Source organism: Pseudomonas triticicola, from assembly GCF_019145375.1.
Taxonomy (GTDB): Bacteria; Pseudomonadota; Gammaproteobacteria; order Pseudomonadales; family Pseudomonadaceae; genus Aquipseudomonas; species Aquipseudomonas triticicola.
In genome coordinates this window covers 2,983,159-3,004,969 of the sequence record NZ_JAHSTX010000001.1, presented here as the reverse complement: position 1 = coordinate 3,004,969, position 21,811 = coordinate 2,983,159, and the positions used below count along the sequence as shown (strand labels likewise).

At 50.7% G+C, this 21,811-nt stretch carries 23 protein-coding genes and 1 pseudogene; 11 read left to right on the top strand and 13 right to left on the bottom strand.

What is annotated here, in order from left to right; all coding sequences use genetic code 11:
• Positions 1 to 93 precede the first annotated feature (93 nt).
• Together KVG85_RS13330 and KVG85_RS13325 are read left to right on the top strand one after the other, a co-directional pair.
• Entirely contained in the window at positions 94 to 804 is a 711-nt protein-coding gene (locus KVG85_RS13330) for an SOS response-associated peptidase (RefSeq protein ID WP_217864096.1), read from the top strand.
• 177 nt (positions 805 to 981) lie between these two features.
• Positions 982 to 1,347 carry a histone-like nucleoid-structuring protein, MvaT/MvaU family gene (locus KVG85_RS13325; protein ID WP_217864095.1) on the top strand — a complete coding sequence of 122 codons (366 nt, stop codon included), beginning with the start codon at positions 982 to 984 and terminating at the stop codon, positions 1,345 to 1,347.
• Positions 1,348 to 1,463: 116 nt separating this feature from the next.
• Here KVG85_RS13325 and KVG85_RS13320 read toward each other — a convergent pair whose 3' ends face one another.
• Entirely contained in the window at positions 1,464 to 2,426 is a 963-nt protein-coding gene (locus tag KVG85_RS13320; protein ID WP_217864094.1) for a GlxA family transcriptional regulator, read from the bottom strand.
• A gap of 327 nt (positions 2,427 to 2,753) precedes the next feature.
• On the opposite strand from KVG85_RS13320, the gene KVG85_RS13315 reads away from it, so the two are divergent.
• The 3 genes and pseudogenes from KVG85_RS13315 to KVG85_RS26295 all read left to right on the top strand — a co-directional run bounded on the left by KVG85_RS13315 (position 2,754) and on the right by KVG85_RS26295 (position 4,983).
• On the top strand, positions 2,754 to 3,212 hold the full coding sequence (locus tag KVG85_RS13315) for a hypothetical protein (RefSeq protein ID WP_217864093.1): 459 nt from the start codon (positions 2,754 to 2,756) through the stop codon (positions 3,210 to 3,212).
• Between the two features lie 142 nt (positions 3,213 to 3,354).
• Positions 3,355 to 4,128, top strand: a pseudogene (locus KVG85_RS26300) (MCP four helix bundle domain-containing protein); the annotation flags it as partial.
• Positions 4,102 to 4,983 carry a methyl-accepting chemotaxis protein gene (locus KVG85_RS26295; RefSeq protein WP_373877938.1) on the top strand — a complete coding sequence of 294 codons (882 nt, stop codon included), beginning with the start codon at positions 4,102 to 4,104 and terminating at the stop codon, positions 4,981 to 4,983. The pseudogene KVG85_RS26300 and the gene KVG85_RS26295, both read left to right, overlap by 27 nt.
• Before the next feature lie 177 nt (positions 4,984 to 5,160).
• On the opposite strand, the gene KVG85_RS13305 is transcribed toward KVG85_RS26295, so the two are convergent.
• Positions 5,161 to 6,138 (bottom strand): helix-turn-helix domain-containing protein, encoded by a 978-nt coding sequence (locus KVG85_RS13305; protein ID WP_217864091.1) that lies wholly within the window; start codon positions 6,136 to 6,138, stop codon positions 5,161 to 5,163.
• A 310-nt stretch (positions 6,139 to 6,448) separates the two neighbouring features.
• Between KVG85_RS13305 and KVG85_RS13300 the strand changes: the two genes are divergently transcribed.
• Positions 6,449 to 7,762: a methyl-accepting chemotaxis protein gene (locus tag KVG85_RS13300; RefSeq protein ID WP_217864090.1), complete on the top strand. Its 1,314-nt coding sequence runs from the start codon at positions 6,449 to 6,451 to the stop codon at positions 7,760 to 7,762.
• A gap of 63 nt (positions 7,763 to 7,825) precedes the next feature.
• Positions 7,826 to 8,083 (top strand): DUF1652 domain-containing protein, encoded by a 258-nt coding sequence (locus KVG85_RS13295; RefSeq protein ID WP_217864089.1) that lies wholly within the window; start codon positions 7,826 to 7,828, stop codon positions 8,081 to 8,083.
• 406 nt (positions 8,084 to 8,489) lie between these two features.
• Here KVG85_RS13295 and KVG85_RS13290 read toward each other — a convergent pair whose 3' ends face one another.
• The 4 genes from KVG85_RS13290 to KVG85_RS13275 form a co-directional block, all read right to left on the bottom strand.
• Positions 8,490 to 8,831 carry a carboxymuconolactone decarboxylase family protein gene (locus KVG85_RS13290; RefSeq protein WP_150792768.1) on the bottom strand — a complete coding sequence of 114 codons (342 nt, stop codon included), beginning with the start codon at positions 8,829 to 8,831 and terminating at the stop codon, positions 8,490 to 8,492.
• Positions 8,832 to 9,126: 295 nt separating this feature from the next.
• A complete protein-coding gene (locus KVG85_RS13285; RefSeq protein ID WP_217864088.1) occupies positions 9,127 to 10,029 on the bottom strand; it encodes a DMT family transporter in 903 nt (300 codons plus the stop codon).
• 218 nt (positions 10,030 to 10,247) lie between these two features.
• On the bottom strand, positions 10,248 to 10,790 hold the full coding sequence (locus tag KVG85_RS13280; protein WP_217864087.1) for a cysteine hydrolase family protein: 543 nt from the start codon (positions 10,788 to 10,790) through the stop codon (positions 10,248 to 10,250).
• Positions 10,791 to 10,878: 88 nt separating this feature from the next.
• Entirely contained in the window at positions 10,879 to 11,769 is an 891-nt protein-coding gene (locus KVG85_RS13275) for an MBL fold metallo-hydrolase (RefSeq protein ID WP_217864086.1), read from the bottom strand.
• 216 nt (positions 11,770 to 11,985) lie between these two features.
• Between KVG85_RS13275 and KVG85_RS13270 the strand changes: the two genes are divergently transcribed.
• Positions 11,986 to 12,996 (top strand): GlxA family transcriptional regulator, encoded by a 1,011-nt coding sequence (locus KVG85_RS13270; protein ID WP_217864085.1) that lies wholly within the window; start codon positions 11,986 to 11,988, stop codon positions 12,994 to 12,996.
• Positions 12,997 to 13,033: 37 nt separating this feature from the next.
• On the opposite strand, the gene KVG85_RS13265 is transcribed toward KVG85_RS13270, so the two are convergent.
• Both KVG85_RS13265 and KVG85_RS13260 read right to left on the bottom strand, forming a co-directional pair.
• Positions 13,034 to 15,028 carry a TonB-dependent receptor gene (locus KVG85_RS13265; protein ID WP_225926822.1) on the bottom strand — a complete coding sequence of 665 codons (1,995 nt, stop codon included), beginning with the start codon at positions 15,026 to 15,028 and terminating at the stop codon, positions 13,034 to 13,036.
• 197 nt (positions 15,029 to 15,225) lie between these two features.
• Entirely contained in the window at positions 15,226 to 15,615 is a 390-nt protein-coding gene (locus tag KVG85_RS13260; RefSeq protein ID WP_217864084.1) for a DUF2946 domain-containing protein, read from the bottom strand.
• 176 nt (positions 15,616 to 15,791) lie between these two features.
• On the opposite strand from KVG85_RS13260, the gene KVG85_RS13255 reads away from it, so the two are divergent.
• The 3 genes from KVG85_RS13255 to KVG85_RS13245 all read left to right on the top strand — a co-directional run bounded on the left by KVG85_RS13255 (position 15,792) and on the right by KVG85_RS13245 (position 18,860).
• Entirely contained in the window at positions 15,792 to 16,676 is an 885-nt protein-coding gene (locus KVG85_RS13255) for a LysR family transcriptional regulator (protein ID WP_217864083.1), read from the top strand.
• 94 nt (positions 16,677 to 16,770) lie between these two features.
• A complete protein-coding gene (locus KVG85_RS13250) occupies positions 16,771 to 17,937 on the top strand; it encodes a pyridoxal phosphate-dependent aminotransferase (protein WP_217864082.1) in 1,167 nt (388 codons plus the stop codon).
• The gene (locus tag KVG85_RS13245; RefSeq protein WP_217864081.1) at positions 17,934 to 18,860 is read left to right on the top strand and encodes an AEC family transporter; all 927 of its coding nucleotides are present in this window, start codon (positions 17,934 to 17,936) and stop codon (positions 18,858 to 18,860) included. Before KVG85_RS13250 ends, KVG85_RS13245 begins: the two co-directional genes overlap by 4 nt.
• A gap of 125 nt (positions 18,861 to 18,985) precedes the next feature.
• Here the strand turns inward: KVG85_RS13245 and KVG85_RS13240 are convergent, their stop codons facing one another.
• The 5 genes from KVG85_RS13240 to KVG85_RS13220 all read right to left on the bottom strand — a co-directional run bounded on the left by KVG85_RS13240 (position 18,986) and on the right by KVG85_RS13220 (position 21,534).
• The gene (locus tag KVG85_RS13240; RefSeq protein WP_217864080.1) at positions 18,986 to 19,678 is read right to left on the bottom strand and encodes a DUF421 domain-containing protein; all 693 of its coding nucleotides are present in this window, start codon (positions 19,676 to 19,678) and stop codon (positions 18,986 to 18,988) included.
• Positions 19,679 to 19,829: 151 nt separating this feature from the next.
• Complete coding sequence (locus KVG85_RS13235; protein ID WP_217864079.1) at positions 19,830 to 20,057, bottom strand: DUF6555 family protein; 228 nt, start codon at positions 20,055 to 20,057, stop codon at positions 19,830 to 19,832.
• A 163-nt stretch (positions 20,058 to 20,220) separates the two neighbouring features.
• Entirely contained in the window at positions 20,221 to 20,805 is a 585-nt protein-coding gene (locus tag KVG85_RS13230; RefSeq protein WP_309298234.1) for a response regulator, read from the bottom strand.
• Positions 20,806 to 20,854: 49 nt separating this feature from the next.
• On the bottom strand, positions 20,855 to 21,328 hold the full coding sequence (locus tag KVG85_RS13225; RefSeq protein ID WP_217864078.1) for a hypothetical protein: 474 nt from the start codon (positions 21,326 to 21,328) through the stop codon (positions 20,855 to 20,857).
• Complete coding sequence (locus tag KVG85_RS13220) at positions 21,325 to 21,534, bottom strand: hypothetical protein (protein ID WP_217864077.1); 210 nt, start codon at positions 21,532 to 21,534, stop codon at positions 21,325 to 21,327. The genes KVG85_RS13225 and KVG85_RS13220 overlap by 4 nt, the downstream gene beginning before the upstream one ends.
• Positions 21,535 to 21,811 lie beyond the last annotated feature (277 nt).

Below are 21,811 nucleotides of genomic sequence, written 5' to 3'. Positions count from 1 at the left end.
AAGCCTTAGGAGATTAACTGTACATGCATACAGTTAACGATTTGGTTCGCTTGCGGTCAATCTCATAGGCACGACAATTCGACGGGTGACAGCATGTGCGGACGCTACTCGATCTACGAATCGATGGATCACTACCTCAAGGAGCTTGCGCCAAGGCAGTTGGTGATCAATGGCTATGACCTCTGGCCAGTCGAGCGATACAACGTCGCCCCGTCGACGCGGGTGGAAATCATCCGGCCGGTTCGGGATGGCTTGAGCATTGATAAGGTCAGATGGGGCTGGGCGCCATTCTGGGCGAAGGGAAAGCGTCCTGACCCGATCAACGCGAGAGTCGAGACCGTCATCACCGGCAAGTTCTTCAATCAGCTCTGGCCAAACGGACGCGTGCTTGCTCCGGCGAATGGCTGGTTCGAATGGGTAAAGGACGAAGAGGATCCGAAAAAAAAGCAGCCGTATTTCATTACTCTGAAAGAGCAAATTCCCATGTTCTTCGCAGGATTGGGCGAGGTGCACGAAGGTATGGAGCCGGATGGCCGCGACGGCTTTGTCATCATCACCGCTGCGAGTGACGAAGGCATGGTCGATATCCACGATCGCAAACCGCTGGTCTTATCGCCTGAGTACGCCCGTGAATGGGTCGATCCCGACACTTCACCTGAACGAGCGCGCGAACTCGCAATGGAGCACTGCAGGCCTGCTACGGATTTTCACTGGTACAAGGTTGGCAAGGATGTGGGGAATGTTCGTAATCAGGGCTCGCACCTGATTCAGCCGCTATCTCTGGCTTCGGATGTTGACGACTGACTAAAGCGAGAGTCGACAGTATTCGTGGGCGGAACGACGAGCTCTCCACAATTATTTGGAATTATGGTCGAGCTATCATTATCGCTAGTTAAGAATTTTCCCTAGCCCGGTTACGAAACGGGCACGAAATGCAGAACTGCAATACACTCTTAATCACCTATCTAATCGAGACCTGTCATGTCCAAACTCGCAGAATTTCGCCAGCTTGAAAAACACCTCGCCGAACAGCTCCAAGCTCTGGAAGCCCTCAAGGGCGACGCAGGGCTCAAAAAAGAAATTGAGTTCGAAACCAAGCTGCGTGATTTGCTCGCAAAATACGGCTACAGCTTGAAGGACGTGATCAATCTCCTAGATCCGCAAACTGGTCGTCGCGTTCCAGCTGTCGAGTCCAAAGCTGGCAGCCGCAAGCCTCGCCAATTGAAGGTTTATAAAAATCCTGAAACGGGCGAAGTCGTAGAGACCAAGGGCGGTAATCACAAAACGCTCAAGGAATGGAAAACAAAGCACGGCGCTGCGACTGTTGAGTCTTGGCTGAGCAAGTAATCACCCTCTGCAAGGAGGCCCTTATGGGGCCTTTTTGCTCACAATATTACTGTGCGGGATCAGCTATAACGCTCGTTGACGAGCAATATCAGCAGTCTGATGGTCAGACCGTACATTCAGATTGTTGACTTAAATCTTTGGCGATACTCACTTGGGGTTACGCCAAAAAACTTCCAAAATTTCCTTATCAAACTTGCCTCATGTCCCAGTCCCGTCAAGTGTGCGATTTCCTTGAGAGGGCACTCGGTGCTCACCAGCAAGTGACGTACGGCTTCAACTCTTAGTTTTTCGACCATCTTGCTCGGGGTCTGCCCTGTTGTTGTCCTGTACCTTCTTATGAAGGTACGCTCGCTCATATGCATTCGCTTGGCAAGCGCCGGGATCGACAAGTCTTCTACAAGGTTTTCATTTACCCATGCATGCAGATCAGAAAAAGTGCAACTTCTGGTTTGCATATCTAAGCTAGAGCTAAACTGACTCTGGTCACCAGGCCTCTTTAAGAATACGACCAAGTGTTTCGCGACTTTCAAAGCTAAAGCGTGCCCTAAATCAGCTTCAACAAGTGCTAAGGCTAAGTCGATACCTGAGGTGACACCAGCTGACGTCCAAATGCGTCCATCGTTGACAAATATAGGCCCACGACGAAGTAAAACATCTGGATGGATTCTCTCAAGTTCATCATACGCAGACCAGTGCGTTGTAACTTTGCAACCTGAGAGCGCTCCGGCTGCGCCTAGTGCAAACACTCCAGTGCAAACGGAGACCAGGCGCGTCACTTTCTCAGCGTGAGCTTTAAATACAGCGCTAAATTGGGGATGCTTACAGAAATCGTATATGCCTAACCCACCAGGAACGATTAGCGTATGTGGGGCTAGTGAGCTCTCATCTAGAAGGGCGGTGTGGATATAGGTATCAGGAAGCACAGCGGCTACGCTATCAAGCGAAACCATCGATAGATGGTAGGGCGGAGCTTTCGGATCTGAAAAATAGTTTGCTGTTGAAAATACTTCTAGAGGGCCAGCCAGGTCGATCAAATTAGCCTGGGGAAAAGCGATGAACTGAATCGTTTTAGGTAGCATTCAGCGAATTCCTGCGCACCAATGTAGTGCGCATGTATCCACTTTTGGCGTGAATCGTCAACCTGTTGTCATTTATTTCGGACGAAATGATAGCGTAGTATCATCACATCGCCACCTTCCCCAAGCCAACGTTAGATTGGAAAAACTGATTCTTTTGACAGTGTTATTGGTTATTTAGCCACACATATGATCTAGATTGCGCGTAAATGCATCGTCAGAGCGAGGAATAGCCATAGAATTTTAGTTCAGCTTCAGTGCGCTCGTCGTCATGGAAGACAAGAAAATAATAATTTCATGATAGTTAACGAACTCTGCTGGTTTCCTATAATGCCTAAATTAAAAAAATATATAGAAGCAACTCGAAAATGCGAAGAACTTACCATGCAGATGGTAGAGGATGTAGGTGGGATTGTTTTTTCAGTGCGTGCGCTTGAGCATACGTTTTTGCTCGCTAATCTTGAGGTTGAAAAAGCTGCGCAATTCGATGTGAGTGATTCCAATAAAACTACTTCGTTGCCTTCCTATATGCTTGCTAGAGAGTTGAAGAAGCTGAATTTTTCACTTGAAGCGCTGAAAACGACTATTAAGCGTAACATCGGCGAAAGTCTTAGTTATCTCAATTCACTTACAGCCAATCTCGAAATGGAGATTCCGGGTGATCCGGATGATCCACTTTGGGAGGCATTTCGTGACTATAAGAAAGTGTTAATTAAGAGTATTCGAACCTTGAAGAAGCTTGATGATGAATTATTTAATGCGGAAATTAGTCTTGTCGACAAATCCTGACAAAGCGCACTAGCGTGCAAACTGTTTCCGTATCGGAACGAAATTGGCTAGGGTTATTACCTGCAGCAATGTTATACATTTCTATTAAAATACTTCTCCAGGCTAGCTAGCTTGTGATGGAAAAACGACTGTCGGAGTCGCTATGAATTTCAAGAATTTAGGTATTTCTACTAAAGCTACTTTATGTTTCGGAAGTATCACTGCCATTCTCATTTTCTTAGGTGTTTTCGCTTACGTGCAGCTATCTCACTTAAGGGCCGCCGGACAACAGTTAGCAGAAAATGCTTTGCCGAGTACGCAGACTATCGATGATATCCAAATCTCCTTGCTTAACGCCCGGTTAGAAAGCATCAGGATGCTTGCTAACTCAACAAATGTGGCGGGGAAGAGCGCCGCCGAAGCTAAAGTCCAACATGCGGTGCAAATATTAGAAGAGCGTAGCGATTACTATCGTAAGAACCTCATCGCTGGTGAGAAGGATCGGGAGCAATTCGAGGCTGCAGATCAAGCGATGAAGATTTATATTGCAGGGCTTGCGCAATTGTCAAATCTTGACTTGTCTGAGCATGAGCAGGCGTTGATATTTGCTAATTCTACCCAGGCGGATAATGCCAGCTCATTTCAGGAAAGACTTAACGTTATTAGGCAGTTCAATGCCGAACAAGCAAAAGCTTTGGGGGTTGAGGCGGGCGTTGTTTATAATGAAAGTGTGAATGTACTTGTTACTATTGTTGTTGTTTCCCTTTTGCTTACTATTGTTTTAGCTATAGCATTGACGCGCAGTATAGTAAAGCCTGTGGGGGACTCGCTCAGGCTTGCTGAGGAAATTGCGTCGGGGGATCTTACGCGGCGTCTTGAAATTACGGGCACAGATGAGGTTTCTAGGCTAATGGTTGCCCTCAATCTTATGTCCAAGAATCTCCAAGACACAGTTTTAGAAATTTCTGAAGCGTCCATCCAGCTGAGTTCAGCTGCAGTCGAAATGACCTCTATAACTGAGGCAGCGGATCGGCATCTTCAGCAACAGAATAGCGAAATTGAACAAGCTGCCACTGCTGTAACAGAAATGACTTCCGCAGTTGAAGAGGTTGCTCGTAACGCAACCTCTACCTCCCAAGCAGCCCAGGAGTCTAGCGAGGCGGCTAAGCTCGGTAATCTCCGTGTTTCCGAAACGTTGTCTGCCGTAGAGACTCTGACAGAGCTCGTGGAAAGCTCCGCCTCTCAGGTGACAGAATTGGCGGGACAGGCGGAAGATATAAGCCAAGTTGTAGGCGTAATCAGAAGTATAGCGGAGCAAACCAACCTGTTGGCTTTAAACGCCGCTATTGAAGCCGCACGCGCAGGCGAACAAGGGAGGGGGTTCGCTGTTGTTGCTGATGAGGTGAGAGCGCTCGCGCATCGAACTCAAATTTCCACCTTGGAAATAGAGAAAATGATAACAGCAATTCAGAGTGGATCCTCAACAACAGTCGAGTCAATACGTCGAAGCACTGAAGAAGTTTATAATACTAAAAGGACGGCTGAGGGGGCGGGCCAATCATTGCGGCAGATCACGGATTCTGTTCTTCAAATCAACGAGCGTAACCTACAGATCGCAGTCGCATCGGAGCAACAAGCACACGTCGCCAGAGACGTTGACAGGAGCTTGTTGAGCATTAGATCTTTAGCGATTCAAAGCAGCGAGGGTGCAAATCAAACAATTACGGCCAGCAATGAACTCAGTCGGCTAGCGGTTAACTTGAACCATCTCGTTCAAAAGTTCAAAGTTTGATATTGGTGCATGTGAAAATACCTTAAGAGCTGCTTTATTGGAATGCGTGTACCAGGCGCGGTACCCTAGGCGAGCCCGCAGCAAAGCCCTAGGAGCCGCCGCTGCGTGCTCACTGATCTTCCATTCGCCACAAATCACTTCTCTCAACTTCCTCGCACCTTATAAGCCAATGTGTGTTCACAGTTTCTTACGAAGAGAGGGCTGTCCTATGAACGAAGGATGAATGAAATACTTAAGGCTGTAGTATTTGCAAAAGGATTGATAATTGGTGAAGCCACATGCGTATGCAATTTCTTTTGGAGTGAGTGAGTTATCCTCCATGTTTAACATACGCCTCGCTTTTTCCAGTCTCTGCTCTCGCAAAAAGACGATAGGCGTTGTGTTCTTAAATTTCTTAAACCCCATTTGCAGAGAGCGAACGCTGAGGCCTGCATGGGTGGCGACTTCGCACACGGTTAAGTGTGGGTCTACACTGGATGCCATGAATTCTGCAGCCCGGTTGATCAAGTGAGGCGTAAGCGTGATGGATCTTTCGGGGCCGAGGATACTCAAAGTGTAATTGTTACGAAAGTTGCAGAGAAAAAAACCTATCAAGCTTTCTTTTAGGCTATCAGCAACTTTTTTTACAAGTACTGGTGATTTTTCCGAAAAATCTAAAATGGTTTCTACGAGTCTCTGGATCGAATTAATCTGCCATCGTTCGCTTATTCTTTCGTCAAAAAAAATTCTCGATTTAGGGGCGTAGCCTAAGATCAAGGTAAGTTGTTTTGCCATGTCAGCGTTGGAAATATATATCGTTGTGTAGTTTGTTCCCGCGGCATAATTCGCGAGAAATATTTCTCTCTGGTCAGCGATTACGAGAGCTCCTCGCTCAGCCCTGTGTATTCCATTATGGTTGCGCCATTGCATAAAGCCAGAATGTGGCATTGTAATGGAGAAACCATCCAGTTCGTTCGACGTTCTATATCCCCATCCAGACTGGCTATAAGAAAGACTTACGAATGACGTGCCCATAACACAAAACCTCTTTCCATAGTCTAGCGTCCCATTCAAACCCGGAGCTATCGACATGAAATTATCGTAGCTTTGGAAGTGCTCTGAGGCATCCCCTATGTCATGAAAATGTAGTTGGTTAGCGCCGTAAATATCCATCATTCATTATTGGTCACATAAAATTCTATTATAGCTTTTGCCCCGGCCTGCTTTCAATTCCGTTTTTATTACATTTGAATTGATAATCAAAAGAAAGCGCAATCCTAAAGAAAAGCGCAGGATTATTTTTACTTGTTGCTGGTGTTTATAAAAAGTCATATTTATCCTGCTCGCCAGTTGACGCTAGCCCTCTATTTTCAACCCAATGGCTAGTTGATATTTAGGTGTGGATTGAGCTTAGAGGGGGAGAGGGTTACTCATTAGATTTTGCGTAATACCTATTCATTTCGTTATCATTTTCTAAGGTCTGATCATGTTTAATAAAACGCTGAAAAGAAAACTATCCGATTTGGAAGCTAAAAGCAGCGAGCTTAAAGAATTATTTGTGGCTCTTGATCGGTCAACGGCTATCATTGAATTTAATGCAGAGGGAAAAGTGGCAAGTGCGAATAATAATTTTTTGCGCTTGTTTGGTTATAATGCTGACGAGGTTTTGTGCAAAGCGCACATAGACTTTTGCCCAGCGAGCTTTGGCCGAAGCCCTGAATATCCTTCTTTTTGGCAGAGGCTGCAGTTAGGAGAGTCATTGTCTGGTACATTCCCTCGGATTACGAAGATTGGTGAAGTCATTTGGATTGAAGCCACCTACAGCCCACTGTTGGGAGCGTCTGGGAAAGTCGAAAAAATAATAATATTCGCCTTTGATGTAACGGAGCAAGTCGCTCGAGATTCAGAATTGTGCGCGAAGTTGAATGCGATTGACAGGGCGATGGCAATTATTGAATTTGACACAGGTGGAAATATAATATGTGCAAATCAAAATTTCTTAAATGTGGTGGGTTATGAGGTGTCCGCATTAAAAGGGAAGCATCATAGTTTGTTTTGTGAGCCGGAGTTGACGCGCACAGAAGGATACATTGATTTTTGGCGACGCCTGAACGCGGGCGAGTTTTTTAGCGGTCAATTCAAAAGAATAGCCAAGAGCGGCAAAACGGTCTGGCTAGAAGCAAGTTATAATCCTGTCTATGACCGTGATGGGAAGTTAATCAAGATTATAAAATTTGCTAGCGACATTACCGCTCGCATTGAGAAAATTGGCGAGGAAGCCCAAGGTGCATCACGTGCCTACCATATTTCCGCTGAAACTGAGCGAGTAGCAAAACAAGGAGCGCAGGTCATTCACGAGACAGCGATAGAGATGCGCTCAATAGCTGAGAGCATTGGAATATCTGCGCGATTGGTTGGAGAGTTGGGGGATAGATCGGAGCAAATAACGGCTATCGTCAACACTATACGAGGTATCGCTGAACAGACCAACCTACTTGCGCTGAATGCTGCAATCGAGGCAGCACGTGCCGGTGACCAAGGTCGTGGATTTGCGGTCGTGGCGGATGAAGTCAGACAGCTGGCGGGACGTACAAGCCGCTCTACAGCGGAAATTGCAGAAATGATCGGTAGAATTCTTACTGAGACACGCGACGCGGTGGCGAGCATGGTTTATACGCGCGAACGTGCACAGCGTGGCGTGATGCTGGCTGATCAAGCGGGAGAGGTTATATCCCAAATCCAAAAGGGAACAAGCGATGCGGTGGAGGCGGTGAGCATGTTTGCTTCTAAATCTGACTGAAAGCAATCCATTCATAGGTTGATTTTAGTAGACCCTCTGATAGACCGTCTCTGGGTGTCAAAAATGCGAGCAGGAAATTCTGCGCTTAAGTTGCGAAAGGCTCTTGAGTCGGCTTTTCGACCACTTTCGTGCGATTGTACATTGAGCGCAGATGGCACCCTTACTATCAAACTTTACGAACCTTGTTCTGGTCGTGTGGATCTTCTTGTTACCGCTGTCCGTGGTGATATCCTTGCGTCCAGTTTCGCACTATCGACGCTGATCGAAGAGCTGAGCTTTGAGATCGCCGCTTGCCGACGTTCGTTTCTCTCGGATCGGTAGGAGATCAGTCTTTTTCTATACCCCGACATTCTTTCCGCTTGTGTGCCTTCATTTTGTTCACGTTAAATATTCATACCGATTCTTAGCCGGAGCAACCGAAATTTTCTGTTTGCGGCGATCAAGTCGGGTGGGCGACATGCCGTCCTATACTTATGCGTGCCCACCGTGTGTTTGGCACCCATTACTCTCGGGTGGAGGGATTAGATGAGAGTGACATCTTTTGGTTAACTCTAACTTGGATTAACGGACTGATTGAATTCCTCACATATGTTTTTCTAGACTCGAAGGGTCGGGCACGCGAAGCAAGTCCACATCACGTTTTATTTCTGTGCAAAGATCGGATTGCCGCGATGCGCAGCTTCGATCCGATAGCGTTTTTTTGAAACATACCCAGACGAATACTGCTTTAGCGTCGTGACTCATCACTTTGATGGGCAGCTTTCATCGCTTGCCATCCATGGGTAATCCCTCCACCTGCTCGAAGCGCTGTCGCTACCATGATCGCCTCGGCTACATCTTGCTTCGACGCCCCCGCGCTGATGGCTCGCTTCGCATGGTCGGTAATGCAATAAGAACACTGTGTAGTAACTGCTACGCCAACAGCGATTAATTCCCGCGTGGCTAAATTCAGGCTACCGACATCCTTGTTGAATACAGCTTTGTCAAAGTTGAAAAATGCCGCGACCATTTCGGGGGCAGCCTCTTGGAGATCTCGCATGAAGTTAGCGTCAGCCTGATGGTTGTGCATTTTTGTATACCTTTAAATTCATTATTGGGGCGTGGAATTTGATGCTTGGTGCTGCTTGATTGAGTTCACGCTCATGCGGTGGCCAGACTCAAATACTTTAAGCTCACGCTGTGTCAGCTTCCTACCGACCGGCGATGGCGGCTCGTATGCAGCGAGAAAGGCCAGACGCTCAGCCGAACGTTGTGTAAGCCAGTTGAGTCACCCGCTTCATTTGTTGGGATAAGATTGGACGATCGTGACCTACCCTCGTAAGCTTGGAGTGTACAAGGCATCAAAGTGAGTCGAGTATTGGTTATCAGTGCTTTTGACCAGATACGCTACGCTCACGTTTTGGCAGTAACGCCATCGCGACACCTCCCAGTACGATGCCTGAGATCAACAATAGGTGCAGCGATACAGGCTCATTCAAAACCAGTATACCTCCAAGCGAAGCGATTATCGGAACGCTTAACTGGAGAGTGGCGGCCTGTTGGGAGCTAATGTGCTTGATTGTGCTGTACCAGAGCGCATAACCGCAGCCTGATGCCAAGACACCTGAAGCAAGTGCATACATCACTCCAGAAGCGCTGATCTGAAGGGCGCTTCCATACAACGTGGCTGTACCAAGTATGAGGATAAATGGAAGACACCTCACAAAGTTGCCGGTGGTCTGGGCAAGTGGATTCGCAGCTCCCTTTCCCAGCAGCGAATAGGCACCCCATGCCACACCGGAAATTATCATTAGCAGCGCACCATCCCAAGGAGGGGAGCTGGTGCCAGGTAGCAACAACATGAGCAAACCGAAAGAAGCAACCAGCATGCCGATCACCACCCTCTTATAAAAGCGTTCTCCTTGAATCCACGCGAAAATAAACATTGTTACCTGCACTGCACCGAACAAAATCAGAGCGCCCATACCTGCCCCTAACTGAACGTAAGCGATTGAGAAGAGATAGGCATATACGAAAAGGGACAGGCCGCCCTTCCAACTTCCACCGACAGTTAATCTAGAACTGCGAATCTTGGTTAGCATCAGCAAAAAAATCCCACCGCTGAGCAATCGAATTATCGTAAATGACTCAGGATCAATCTGCCCCTCCATCAATGCTTGTCTGCAGAATACTGAGTTTGCTGCGAATGCCACTAAGCACAGTATTACTTGAATCACCCAGCGAGGATTATTCACACGGTCTCCTATTATTTTTCTAGTTACTTTCATTGCATCAGACCTACACGATGGGAAATCGGACGTGTCTCTTAACGCCATTAGAAAGGGGATGAGCTCTGCACAGTGTTAAAATTCATTGCTTGTCCCCTACGCGTCTGGGCTCGTTGCATTCCAAAATCGATAGGAGGAGGGGATTCTTCGTTTAATCTCGCGTAATACTGTAGGAAACGACAAGGGGCCCTAGGGCCGCAAGACTTACAGTCGCCTAGTCAGGCCAATAGATACTCGTCCACTGACTGAACAGTGGCGTAGCCGAACTCGAACGCGGCCATTATTGCCGCATGCGCCATGGCGGCAGGTACGGAAACGCCACGAAAGGTGAGATCCAATGTGGCGCACGCATCATGCAACACAGTCACTTGATAACCCATGTCCGCAGCTGCACGTACCACCGCGTCGATGCACATGTGGCTCATTGCGCCTATAACCACGATTTCCTGGACATCAGCGGCTTCTAACTGCTGCTTCAGATCTGTTTCCCTGAATGCGTTGATGTGTTTTTTTAGAATCACAGATTCGTTATCTAGTGGAGCTACATCTGATTGAATGTTTGCACCAACAGATCCCTTTGCGAAGATGGGAGCCTCTTCAGCGGACTCATGCCTGATGTGAAAAACAGGGAGCCCCGCGTCACGAGCATCGCTGATCACCCGGATAGCATTCTCGACTGCGGTGTCGATGCCAGTCAGGGGCAGCTTGCCAGTGGGTAGGTATTCGTTTTGCAGGTCAACAACGATGAGACCTCGCTTCATAAAAATTACTCCTGCACATTATCCGTGTGATTCGGTAGAGGGCCGGGGTTTTGCGGTTATAAACCAGCGTCAACCACGGCCCAATCAATCAGAATTCCAGCGAAGCGCCGTCTTCCGGAATATCGACCCGGGCCTCAATGCCGTGCTTCTTGACGTACGTACGCAGTTCTTCACGAGTTAGCGACATGTGATTGATTGCGTCCATGTGCACGGCAACGATTTTTGCGTCTTTCGCAGCCTTTGAGGCTCGTAGGACGTCCTCCTCTCCCATGATGATCGAGCCTTTGTACCCGGTCATCATTGCTTTACCTGCGTTCAGAACAATGACTTCTGGATGATATTTCTCGATTGTTTGATCGACTTCTTTACGCCATACAGTATCGCCAGCAAGGTAAAGGGTCTTGTAGCCTGGCGCTTGGAAGACTACGCCCATGGCTTCGCCTAGCGGTTTGGCAAGGGCCGGCACGGCATACATTTCGTCTGTGCCATGCTGACCACCAGTCTTGGTGATCTTGACGCCGCCAAATTCGGCTTCATCAGTCAGTACGCGTACGTTCGTGAACCCTTGGGAGCGAATCAACTTCGCATCATCCTCATGCTGAGCGAACAGAGGAATGTCCTTTGGCAGTGCCTTCTGAGCAGCATCGTCCCAGTGGTCAAGATGTGTATGCGTGACGATGACAGCATCCACACCAGAGATGACTTTTTCGGGCGACTCGGTCAGGTCAACCAATGGATTGCGCAAGTTGCTGCGGTAGGTGTTTTCAAATCCTGGGTAGGCACCCTTTTTTGCCAGCATTGGATCGATTAGGAACGTCGTACCCCCATAGTTGATTTTTACCGTGGCGTTACGAACTTGCTGTAAATCCACCTTATGAGAAGCGGCAGGTACCTTAGTGTCGTTTGTGCCTGAAAACGCTTGGGTGGCCGCTGCCGCGCAGACCATGCTGGCTACGAGGGGGAGAATTCTGAATTTCATGTATTTAGTCCTTTTGATATGTTGATGACTCCATTCTTGCTGAATGCTTTTGAGGCCAACAGTGGCCTGAATGACATATTTCGATAGTATCGGGCCATCAAGTTGTCATCCCAGGGGGACTGGCCGCATATCCCATTCCCCCGTAAACAATCGAAGGCATAAATGGTCGTCCATGGTTCTTCTAGGGAAACATTCAATCCAAGAGGAGGCTGCCTGATGCAAACCATACGCGTCGCTGTCCTAGCTTTTGATGGAGTGAGCCTGTTCCATCTTTCTGTCCCCGGAGTGGTTCTTGGAACAGCTCAATCCGCGCCTGGTGAACCTCAATACGACGTCAGGTACTGCGCAGAGTCGCCGGGTATGGTGAGTAGCGATCAAGGGATTGGTTTGGAGGTCACTCATGGCTTGGAACTGATGGAGGCATCCGACGTAATTGTCATTCCGGCATGGGGCGATCAATCGGCCATCGCGTCTGCACAGTTGGTGAAGGCGCTTCAGCTCGCCAATGGTCAAGGTAAGCTCATAGTGGGATTATGTTTAGGCTCATTCGTCCTCGGAGATGCCGGGCTACTTGATGGGAAGGAAGCAACCACTCACTGGGCCGCCAGGGAGGAGTTCGCTCGACGTTTCCCTGAGGTTCGCTTCAGACCCGAAGTGCTCTACGTCAACGATGGCAATATCACGACCTCTGCAGGAACCGTGGCGGCAATCGATTGCTGCCTGCATCTCGTACGCCAGCGGCTAGGTGCTGATGTGGCTAACCGCACCGCGAAGATGCTCGTTACACCGCCCCATCGACAGGGAGGTCAGGCTCAATACGTTGAGAACTCTGTGCCGCATCTAGCCAGCGAGACTCATCTGTCCGATGTAATGGTTTGGGCCCGAGCGAACCTCTCAAAGGATTTGTCGCTAGATTTGCTGGCCGACATGGCTAAAATGAGTAGGCGCACATTCACCCGGCGATTCAGAGAAGCAACCGGTAGTACCGTCTCAAAATGGTTGAATGCTCAACGCGTTGCAAGGGCGCAGGAGCTGTTGGAAACCACTGACTTGCCTATCGAATGTGTAGCTGGTGAGGCGGGGTTTGGAACGGCTTTATCGTTCAGGCAACAATTCAGCGTTCACCTCGGCACATCGCCTTCTGAATATCGGCGTATTTTTTTTCGCGAAATGAGAACGACCGACAGTGAGCATCCTCCCCGTGACCGTCCAGCAACAACTCTCTGAGCTGCTGAGGCCAACCTGGCCTCAGCTATCTTCCATATTAGAAATCCAAAGTAACTCCTGTATAAAGCGCACGGCCATCACCTGGCGAATGCAGAGACGCCTGAGCCCCATCCGGGTCGTACCAGACGTATTCATAATATCGGTTGGTAAGGTTTTTAAGCTGTAGGTCGACGCTCACCGACTGCGTCACCTTGTAGGTTGCGCCGAGGTTCATCAGCACGTAACCGCCATAAGTCCCCTCAGTATTTTCCCGTTCCAGGTAATAATTAGTCTGGCCGTTCATCCACGCAGTCAGCTGTAATGCAGGCGTCGCGTCATAGCTGATGCCAGCGTTGTACAGATGATGCGGAATGTGGTCGATTTCCTGACCTTTGCTATTGGGTAAATTGGCACTCGGCTGGAGTATTTTCGAATACTGCCAGGAGTAGGCCATCCAGATATTCGAGCGTTCGTTCGGATACAGGTTCATCTGCAAGTCATAACCCCAACGCCGTGTTTCACCGACATTATCGGATTCGCCGCTTGGGTCGTTCAGCCTGCGACTGACCTCTCCCGAGGCCTCTTGCCGCCAATAGGCGACACGCCCGTCCACCCAGTCAGCCGGCGTGAATTTGATCCCGGTTTCCCAGCCCTCGTTGATCGAGGGTGCCAGATCGGTATCTCGGGGAGGAATTTTGTAAGCCGCCGCGCCAGTACCTACCTGGAAGGTGCGCCCCCAGTTAGCGTAGACACTTGCCACCTTCCAAGGGGAATAGACCAAGCTGATCTTCGGCTGCTTGATCAAGCCATAGTCATTGATGTCGTAGTCCATGCCGGTCATTTCGTTGGTGAAGTCGCCTTGGATCTTGTCGACCCGGTAGGCGGGTACGATCTTGAGAGACTCGAAGGGTTTGATCTCTGACTGGACATAAGCGCCATAGGTGTCGAAGTCGAACTGCTGGTCGCGGGTGGTACCTAGACGTGTGCGGTCTCTAGTGCGATAGCGCTCACTTTTATTTTGCTGCTGCTGTACGTCTGCGCCTCCTTCCAAGGCGAAATCGTAAAGCCAGCTGACTTGCGGTCGCCAGGTGAGGGAGGTTAGGGCGCCATACTGCGTCTCGTAAGCGTCGCGTTCCTGCTGAGCGCTGGTGCTCCAGTATTGCGTCCAACGCCTGTCATTGAAGGTGTTGACGTAGGTCTTCGCTGACCAAGCGAGGTTATCAGCCAAGTCTGTATCGAAATGCAGACTGACCTGGTTTATGCGACGCGTACCCTTGTCAGTAGCGTTGAAACTGTTGGTCATTTCCGGGTGATGATGTGCATCTTCTTCACTTAGATAACCTGGCTCCTGAGCCTCGGTTTCGTAGTGGCGAGCAATGAGCCCCATACGGTAGCTGTCATCGTCCGGCGTGTAGAACCATTTGCCAGACATTGAAAACTTGTCGGCTTCGGCATGCTCCCGGTAGCCATCGGATTTTTGATAGGCGAAAAAGTAATTCTGAGTCCAGTTGCTGCTCTCAATGCCTTTGGCAAGCTGTACTTCTTGGGTATTGAAGCTGCCATAACGCAGCCGCGCCGTGTTGTAGTAGCCACCTGTGCGAGTGAGCATTTTGACGTTGCCGGCAATGTTGTTCAGGCCATAGCGAGCATCACTGGTACCACGTACGACCTCGATGCTGTCCAGCTCGAGGGGGAAAATCATGTCCATGTACGGCATGTTGCCGTCGTTGCTGTTGCTTGGTATTCCGTCGATCAGCAATTTGACAGCATTCACTTCTCCTTCGCCGTTGAAGCCTCGGAAGGAAATTTTGCCGGAGGTGGTGCCTTGGTTGAACTCCGTGAGCATCACTCCGGGGGCTCGGCTGAACAGTTCCCAACTGTAGTTGACCGGCATCTTTTCGAGGATATCTCCTCCCAGGATATCCACCGAGCTGAGTACGCTGCTGGTTCTTAAAGGGCCACTGGCCGTTCCCTGCACATTTACCGTGCCGAGGGTCAAAACCGAGTCTTCAACTTTAGAAGCGTCGGCCAATGCAGAGCACAAAGGGCTCATTGCGAAGACACCAGCCGACACCAGTGGCCACATGGAGCGGGACACAGATAAGCGCTTTGCAAGACGCAAAGTAATTAGAGCAGGCATAGCATGCACTTCCTGATGATCAAGAAACTTTAAGGGCGTTCAGCGTCCCGTCGCAGGTCGCTAAAAGAATTTAAAGAGGGCAGCACCGCAGGTTTTCAGCAGTGTTGTGATCAGGCGAAAGGAGAAGCGCGTGGACTTAGACTGGGCCAACGAATCCTTGGATGCAGCGTCGGTAGTTGAGAGTTTTCGAGGGCGGTATCGGGTGTGTATTGCGGTAGGAAATGGCGATAGTAATCAGAGGGTAATGCTGCCAATCCTGCATGCCCACAGCAGCAGTCGCCGTGTTGCATGACAGGTTTCGATTGGGGTGACCGCAAGGCATAAACCACCTTGCCGAGATCTTTAGGAACGGCACTCGAGTTCCCTCCCGAACAGAACCCGCCCCAAAGCATCAGGCTAACGTCCGGCGTCTGCATCGCACGACTCAGCGGCATGGCGAACAGGTTCAGCAAGACGGCCAGGCAGGCAATCCAGGGGCGGATGCGTTTCAACGAACTCATAAATGAAGTCGCCGCGAAGGGGCGGCTATTTAGCCCGCTTTAAAGAGTGAAGTAAATTTCCACGGGGTGCGCTATTTCGTCACAGGTCATATTGGATCGCAGGGAAGATGTCTGCGTCCGAACAAGACGCCTGCACCAACTGGTAAGCTCGCTCATCAACTTGTTGGATGATGGCTATGTCTCTACGCGCACTTCGAACACTGCTTGCTATTGCCCAACACGGTTCTTTCGTCAGAGCAGCGGACGCCGTGCATCTCACCCAGTCAGCGGTCAGCCTGCATGTTCGGTCATTGGAGGAGGATTTCAACGCGCTCCTGTTTGACCGTTCACGACGGTTGCCGGTGCTAACGGATGCGGGCCATATCGCCGTGGAGCGCGCGAGAGAAATTCTAGCCTTGTACGACGGCATCTCCTCTGAGATCGGCGGCGACAGCGAGTTACGCGGCAGGCTTAGAATCGGGGCCATCCAAACAGCACTGGCAGGTGTTTTGCCCCTCGCACTGTCTGCATTGCGCGCCCAACATCCGCACCTGCGCATCACTGTTGCGTCGGGCATGTCTGCTGAGTTGGCCACGCGCGTGGAAGCGGGCGAGCTTGATGTTGCTATCACCACAGAACCGGTAAAACCACACCCTTATGGCCTGGCGAGCGCGGTGCTTTACGAGGAAGGATTCTGGATTATCGCGCCGGTGTCCCTCGCGCATGAGGACTTGCAGCTTCTTCTCAAAAGTCAGCCGTTCATTCGCTTTGATCGTCGTGCCTGGGCGGGTCGAACCATTGAGCGAGAGCTTCGCACTATGCGGATGCGGGTGCAGACCAGCATGGAGCTTGATAGCCAAGATGCGATTATCCAGATGGTTTCAAGCGGACTTGGAGTATCCATCATTCCTCTCGCTCAGCAACAAGTCGAAAGCCTGACAACACTCGCCTTTGAGCCGTTCGGCACACCTCAAAAAACCAGGCGCGTGGTATTGCTGGAGCGCGAAGACCGTCCGCTTGGGCGACTGGCTTCAGCCCTGGCGAACGCCGTGAAAGCTTATTCTCCGCACGGCGACCCATGAGTGATACTTGTTGTTTGCTGAATTTTAAATCGTTTTTATTTTAGCGTCAGAATTCTTATCGTGGTGCCCATCCAGACGATTTCTCAAGGGCGACATGAGCACTCCACCTACCGCAGACAATATCCTGCAGTCTCCTATCCTGATCATGGCAAAGCGAGCGGCGTTGATGCGAGCGCAGGGCAGGGATGTCATCGATCTGACATTGGGCGAGCCGGACTTCAACGCGCCGCCACACGTTCTTGAAGCTGCGCACGCTGAGGTCAGCGGTCGCCTGACCTACTCACCGTCGAACGGTATTGAGCCACTTCGTCACGCGATCCGCATGCGCATGAAAGACATTCGAAACCTCGATTACGCCGATGGCCAAGTTACCGTCGGCTGTGGCGCCAAACAAATCATCTACAACGCTTTTCAAGCGACCCTCAAAAGTGGCGACGAGGTGATCGTGCCTGCGCCGTATTGGGCGAGTTATCCCGCCATGATAAAGATGTGCGGCGCGCGACCGCTGATCGTGTCGACCACGAGAGAGGAAGGTTTTCGCCTCACCGCAGAGCATTTGGAGGCAGCGCTTCGACTGGCAAAGTCGCCCAAGTGGGTCGTCTTGAATGCGCCGGGCAATCCTTCCGGTTCGCTCTACTCGCGCAAGCAACTGTTGGCCATCGCCGAAGTGCTGCGTCGATACCCAGGGGTGATGGTGCTATCAGATGACATCTATTCAGAAATTCGTTACACGAATGATCCCTATCAGACATTGGCGGCGGTGGCGCCTGATTTGAGAGACCGTATTCTGATCGTGGATGGCGTGTCTAAAGTTTACGCAATGACCGGCTGGCGGGTGGGGTGGGGGTGTGGGCCAACGCCTCTGATCACGGCGATTAGCTCAGTTCAGTCACAGAACTGTACTCAGACCAGCACCCTGAGCCAGTTGGCGGCGGTGGCTGCGTTGAATGGGTCTCAGGCACTGGTGAAAGAGAGAAATGCTATTTATCGCCAGCGGCGTGATTCCGCTCTAAGCGTCTTGGGGGCCTGCGAAGCGATTGATGTCGCATGCCCGGAGGGTGCGTTTTACCTGCTGCCTCGAATTAGAACGATCAAAGATGATCAAGCTTTCGCGCTCATCCTACTCGAAGCAGGCGTAGCCACGGTTCCAGGTAGCGCTTTCGGGATTCCTGGTCATCTCAGGCTTTCATTCGCCACTGATGAGTCAATCCTGATCGCGGGCTGTGAACGGCTGGTGCAGAAAATCAAGGCAAGTGTATGACCCTCTCTTTGTTGACGGCCTTGTTGCCCATCGCATTATTGATAGTGCTGGGCGCATGGCTCAAACGTCGTCAATTTCTGGCGGATGACTTTTGGGCGCAGGCAGAGCGCTTGGCATATTACGTACTGCTTCCTTCTCTTTTTTTTCACGGACTGGCGACCGCCAAGCTAGATGGGGTGCCCTATCAAAGCATGGTCTCGGTGCTCGTCGTGTCGACTGTTGTGGTATCGCTGATGCTGTTGAGCGCGAGAACGTTGATCACTCAGGACAATGCAGCATTCACTTCGGTTTTTCAGGGTGGCATACGCTTCAACAATTACGTCGGCGTTTCTGCAGCGGCGGGCTTGTTTGGAGTGCACGGCATAGCCCTGGCCGCCGTCGCGAACGCGGCGATAGTGCCAACAGTGAACATCCTTTGCGTGCTGGTTTTCGCGAAGTACGGATCAGGCGGCAGGATGCCTTTCAGCAAAGTCCTCAAGCAGTTGGCACTGAACCCGCTTTTACTGGCGTGCTTCGCCGGCGGCCTCATGCGAGTCTTGGGATGGGGACTACCTGCTGGTATTGAGCCGATGTTGCGAGCCTTGGGCCAAGCGTCACTGCCGCTCGGCCTATTGTGCGTTGGTGCCGCGCTTGAGTTCGGAAGCATAAAGCAATGGCTTTGCCCGGTTGGTTACTCGTCGATGGTCAAGTTCTTAATCATGCCGATCGTTACGCTCCTAGCCTGCCATCTGTTTGAGCTCGAAGGAAAGGCCGCTGTTGCAGCGCTCCTATTCCAGACGCTGCCCACAGCCTCGTCCTCCTACATCATGGCGAGGCAGTTAGGTGGAGATGCACCGCTTATGGCAGGGATCATCGCTTGCCAGACCTTGTTGGCGGGCGTCGCACTTCCCGCTGTTGTCCTTGCATTGTCCCGGTGGGTTTGAATTTTGTTAATCACGCAAAGTGTTCGGGCTGATGTTTCCTAGCCGTAGGCATTGATTCTCTACAGACATTAGGCCGTAATCGGGTTCTTCGACTGGGCGCGAGGCTACTCCAAACGGGATAGTCGTCATCTACAGCGCGGTGTTGTGAGCGCAATTGACCAGATGTCGTGGTTACACCGAGGGCAGTCTGCTCGTTGAGCCTCCGAAATGTGCTGAGAGAAACCGCAATTTACGCAGCAGTACAAGGCCGATGCAGGTGCAGTTTCATACTCGGCACGATGTTCTAATGGCAGGACTGACAGCCCAGGACGCAGATCTTTCTGTTCGAAAAAATAAAGGCTGACGTCGCCGTCGGTCTCAACTAGACCGAGCCTTACTTGTCCGAGATGTTCAACCCCTTGCTGTCGTAACTCCATCAGCAATTCGTTAGATGAGATGTTCAACGTTTCTAAAGACTTGAGCTCGTAGAGACCGTCACGAATGACCGTTACCGGAAGCCCATCCATCCAGGCTTCGAACTTTTTGCTCTTCGTCATCACCAGAACTGTAAGCCGGTAAAGAAGCAGGAGCGTGAGAAAGACCACGGCGACCGGCAATAGCGGAACGTCATGGTAGAAGGACACATCTCCTGCCGCTGAGCCCAATGTCAAAATCACGACCAGCTCGAAAAGTGAAAGCTGTCTGATCCCTCGTCGACCGCTGGATTTCAGAAAAAGAAAAACCGCAAGGAAAGCGAAAGTGGCCCTGAAACCTACCTCAAGCAAAAACGCTAAGGGAAATTCGTCTATCAGCATCCGCTGGATATCAAAAGGCGACATCTTGACCTCGATTTTATTGTGATAGTAGACGACGGATCGATTCAGCCTTTAATTCCAAAAGCTGGAGCCAGGTTACTCATCGGGTAAGCGGACGTTGAGGACGGCTGCGACACGAAGCAGACTCGCCACATACCCTCCAGAACGCAAATTGTTATGTTGAGCTGGCTCGCCAGGTGACATCGGTGATGCCATATTTTTCGGCTTGAGGTTTGGACACCATCTTCAGCGGGGGGCGACCGGGACGAGGAATGGGCGCTACACCCGCGTCGCAACTAGCCCAGTGCCAGGCATCAGCGTTTTGCATTGCTTTGCAACGGATGATGAAGGACTTGGGCACACCACGAAGCTTGTAGTTGATAACGAATAAATTATTTTCCATCTCTTACTCCGTCTGCTCTTTTCAAACGGAGTCATCGGGCGTGGAAAAATTCAGAAAATTCAGGGACTTCACCGCCGAACGGATTTCACTGGAGGTAGAGTCGCGAGCCTTAGGAGCTAAGCACTATCCGTGTTCTGCCTGGCCTCATGCTTTCAAGCCAGGCTCAGCGTTTGCTAATCGGGCGACCGGGCTGCAAAAGCTCCGCCACTGCCACCACCATCTCATCCAGCGACCAAGGCTTGTGCAGGTAAATGGTTTGAGCTGGCACTTCAGTGCTCTCGATGAGACAACCCGAGGTAAGTATCGCAGCGATGTGAGGCCACCTGCCTTTGACCATCTCAATGAACTCGATGCCTTGGACTTGGCCGGGGACGCCGTGATCGGCGATCACTAGGGTACATTCACCATGTGCTTCCAGCAGGTAGGCCAGCGCATCATCCGCCGTAGTGAACGGGACAGTCTGCGCGCCAATCTCATCCATGATATCGGTCATAAGCGACTGGAGAGTTGGGTCGTCCTCAATGACGATGACCTCGCCGCGAATCGGCAGTAATCCTTCCCAATTTACGTTCAAGCAATCCCCCTTAAACCAGAGATACCGATCGAGCAAACGGTACGGTTGCATGAGTTTAAGCGAAAATATCGCCTGTACCGTGAACGTGCTTGAAGCACGCGGTAAACCATACTTAAGTTCGTGTCCCGTGCCCTCATACGCAAAAGAGCGGTAAAAAAGGGGTAGTTCAGACATAGCTGATCTATGCCGACCAAGGGGCAGCGTCACCAAATCAGCTATCGGGTTACTGGGAGGCTAGCCACGCTTCCAGTCGTTGCAGGCGACCTAGCTCGAGTAGTCTTTGTTTACCTAGGCTCAAAAGCGAGAATCGCTGTCGGTCTGCATGCGTAGGAAACCAATCAGCTATTACAACGTTGCAGTGTGTCGAATCGCTGAGAGCCCATTTGATAATCAAGTCACCGGCGGCACGATAATGGTCTGCGATGAAGACGAGCCTGCCCTCCAATTTCCATCCGCGCGCTGCGAGCTCGTCGGTAACGTCGATGATTCCAGTGTCTCCAAAGAAATCGGCGGTGTCTGGATAGTGGATGCCTGCCAAAGCCACTTTCGCTATACCCGAATCCCGGTCGAAGTAGGACAGGAAGTGCCACCCACCTGTAGTGCTTCCAGCGTGTGGGTAGTTGATCGCAGCCTTGCCAGTGATGTAGTGCGTGCGGGAAACGCGTTTGAGATCAAAATCAAAAAGCGGCTGGGTCATGGGAGCTTTTTAAGCCGGGCTAAACCCTGCTTGATGTGCCCAGCATTCTCACCGATTGCCCACAAAGCACCTCGGACATTATCCCCGACTTCAGCACTGCCCTGGGCTTCAACATGGAGCGTTAACTCCATCAGCGCCGCCTCTAGGGCGAGCTGATTCTGATACATCCTTTCGAGCACATCTGATAACGAGTATTCAGCTGCCATTTTCCTCGTCCTCTCCTTGGAGTCATCTGAGCATAGCCATTTTTAGCGTCCTATGGATTAACCGCATCTCACGTAATCTGTCGAGCGCGTCGAAAAGTGCCTGATTCTTCGTTTGGTGTGCAGTGAAGCCAGTAGTGCAGCTTTTTGGGCGGAGGCCGCGCCCAGTTGTTGTTTCCCCCAAGAGGACGAACTATTTGCCGCTGCTGAAAAGGATGACTTCATTTCCCATCCAGATGCCCCTGCTCCTCGCGAAGCGGTGTTAGCGGAAGGTTGCCTT

Coding starts and splice junctions, on each gene's coding strand:
- KVG85_RS13330 (WP_217864096.1), top strand. CDS start 94: ATGTGCGGACGCTACTCGATCTACGAATCGATGGATCACTACCTCAAG.
- KVG85_RS13325 (WP_217864095.1), top strand. CDS start 982: ATGTCCAAACTCGCAGAATTTCGCCAGCTTGAAAAACACCTCGCCGAA.
- KVG85_RS13320 (WP_217864094.1), bottom strand. CDS start 2,426: ATGCTACCTAAAACGATTCAGTTCATCGCTTTTCCCCAGGCTAATTTG.
- KVG85_RS13315 (WP_217864093.1), top strand. CDS start 2,754: ATGCCTAAATTAAAAAAATATATAGAAGCAACTCGAAAATGCGAAGAA.
- KVG85_RS26295 (WP_373877938.1), top strand. CDS start 4,102: ATGGTTGCCCTCAATCTTATGTCCAAGAATCTCCAAGACACAGTTTTA.
- KVG85_RS13305 (WP_217864091.1), bottom strand. CDS start 6,138: ATGATGGATATTTACGGCGCTAACCAACTACATTTTCATGACATAGGG.
- KVG85_RS13300 (WP_217864090.1), top strand. CDS start 6,449: ATGTTTAATAAAACGCTGAAAAGAAAACTATCCGATTTGGAAGCTAAA.
- KVG85_RS13295 (WP_217864089.1), top strand. CDS start 7,826: ATGCGAGCAGGAAATTCTGCGCTTAAGTTGCGAAAGGCTCTTGAGTCG.
- KVG85_RS13290 (WP_150792768.1), bottom strand. CDS start 8,831: ATGCACAACCATCAGGCTGACGCTAACTTCATGCGAGATCTCCAAGAG.
- KVG85_RS13285 (WP_217864088.1), bottom strand. CDS start 10,029: ATGAAAGTAACTAGAAAAATAATAGGAGACCGTGTGAATAATCCTCGC.
- KVG85_RS13280 (WP_217864087.1), bottom strand. CDS start 10,790: ATGAAGCGAGGTCTCATCGTTGTTGACCTGCAAAACGAATACCTACCC.
- KVG85_RS13275 (WP_217864086.1), bottom strand. CDS start 11,769: ATGAAATTCAGAATTCTCCCCCTCGTAGCCAGCATGGTCTGCGCGGCA.
- KVG85_RS13270 (WP_217864085.1), top strand. CDS start 11,986: ATGCAAACCATACGCGTCGCTGTCCTAGCTTTTGATGGAGTGAGCCTG.
- KVG85_RS13265 (WP_225926822.1), bottom strand. CDS start 15,028: ATGAGCCCTTTGTGCTCTGCATTGGCCGACGCTTCTAAAGTTGAAGAC.
- KVG85_RS13260 (WP_217864084.1), bottom strand. CDS start 15,615: ATGAGTTCGTTGAAACGCATCCGCCCCTGGATTGCCTGCCTGGCCGTC.
- KVG85_RS13255 (WP_217864083.1), top strand. CDS start 15,792: ATGTCTCTACGCGCACTTCGAACACTGCTTGCTATTGCCCAACACGGT.
- KVG85_RS13250 (WP_217864082.1), top strand. CDS start 16,771: ATGAGCACTCCACCTACCGCAGACAATATCCTGCAGTCTCCTATCCTG.
- KVG85_RS13245 (WP_217864081.1), top strand. CDS start 17,934: ATGACCCTCTCTTTGTTGACGGCCTTGTTGCCCATCGCATTATTGATA.
- KVG85_RS13240 (WP_217864080.1), bottom strand. CDS start 19,678: ATGTCGCCTTTTGATATCCAGCGGATGCTGATAGACGAATTTCCCTTA.
- KVG85_RS13235 (WP_217864079.1), bottom strand. CDS start 20,057: ATGGAAAATAATTTATTCGTTATCAACTACAAGCTTCGTGGTGTGCCC.
- KVG85_RS13230 (WP_309298234.1), bottom strand. CDS start 20,805: ATGTCTGAACTACCCCTTTTTTACCGCTCTTTTGCGTATGAGGGCACG.
- KVG85_RS13225 (WP_217864078.1), bottom strand. CDS start 21,328: ATGACCCAGCCGCTTTTTGATTTTGATCTCAAACGCGTTTCCCGCACG.
- KVG85_RS13220 (WP_217864077.1), bottom strand. CDS start 21,534: ATGGCAGCTGAATACTCGTTATCAGATGTGCTCGAAAGGATGTATCAG.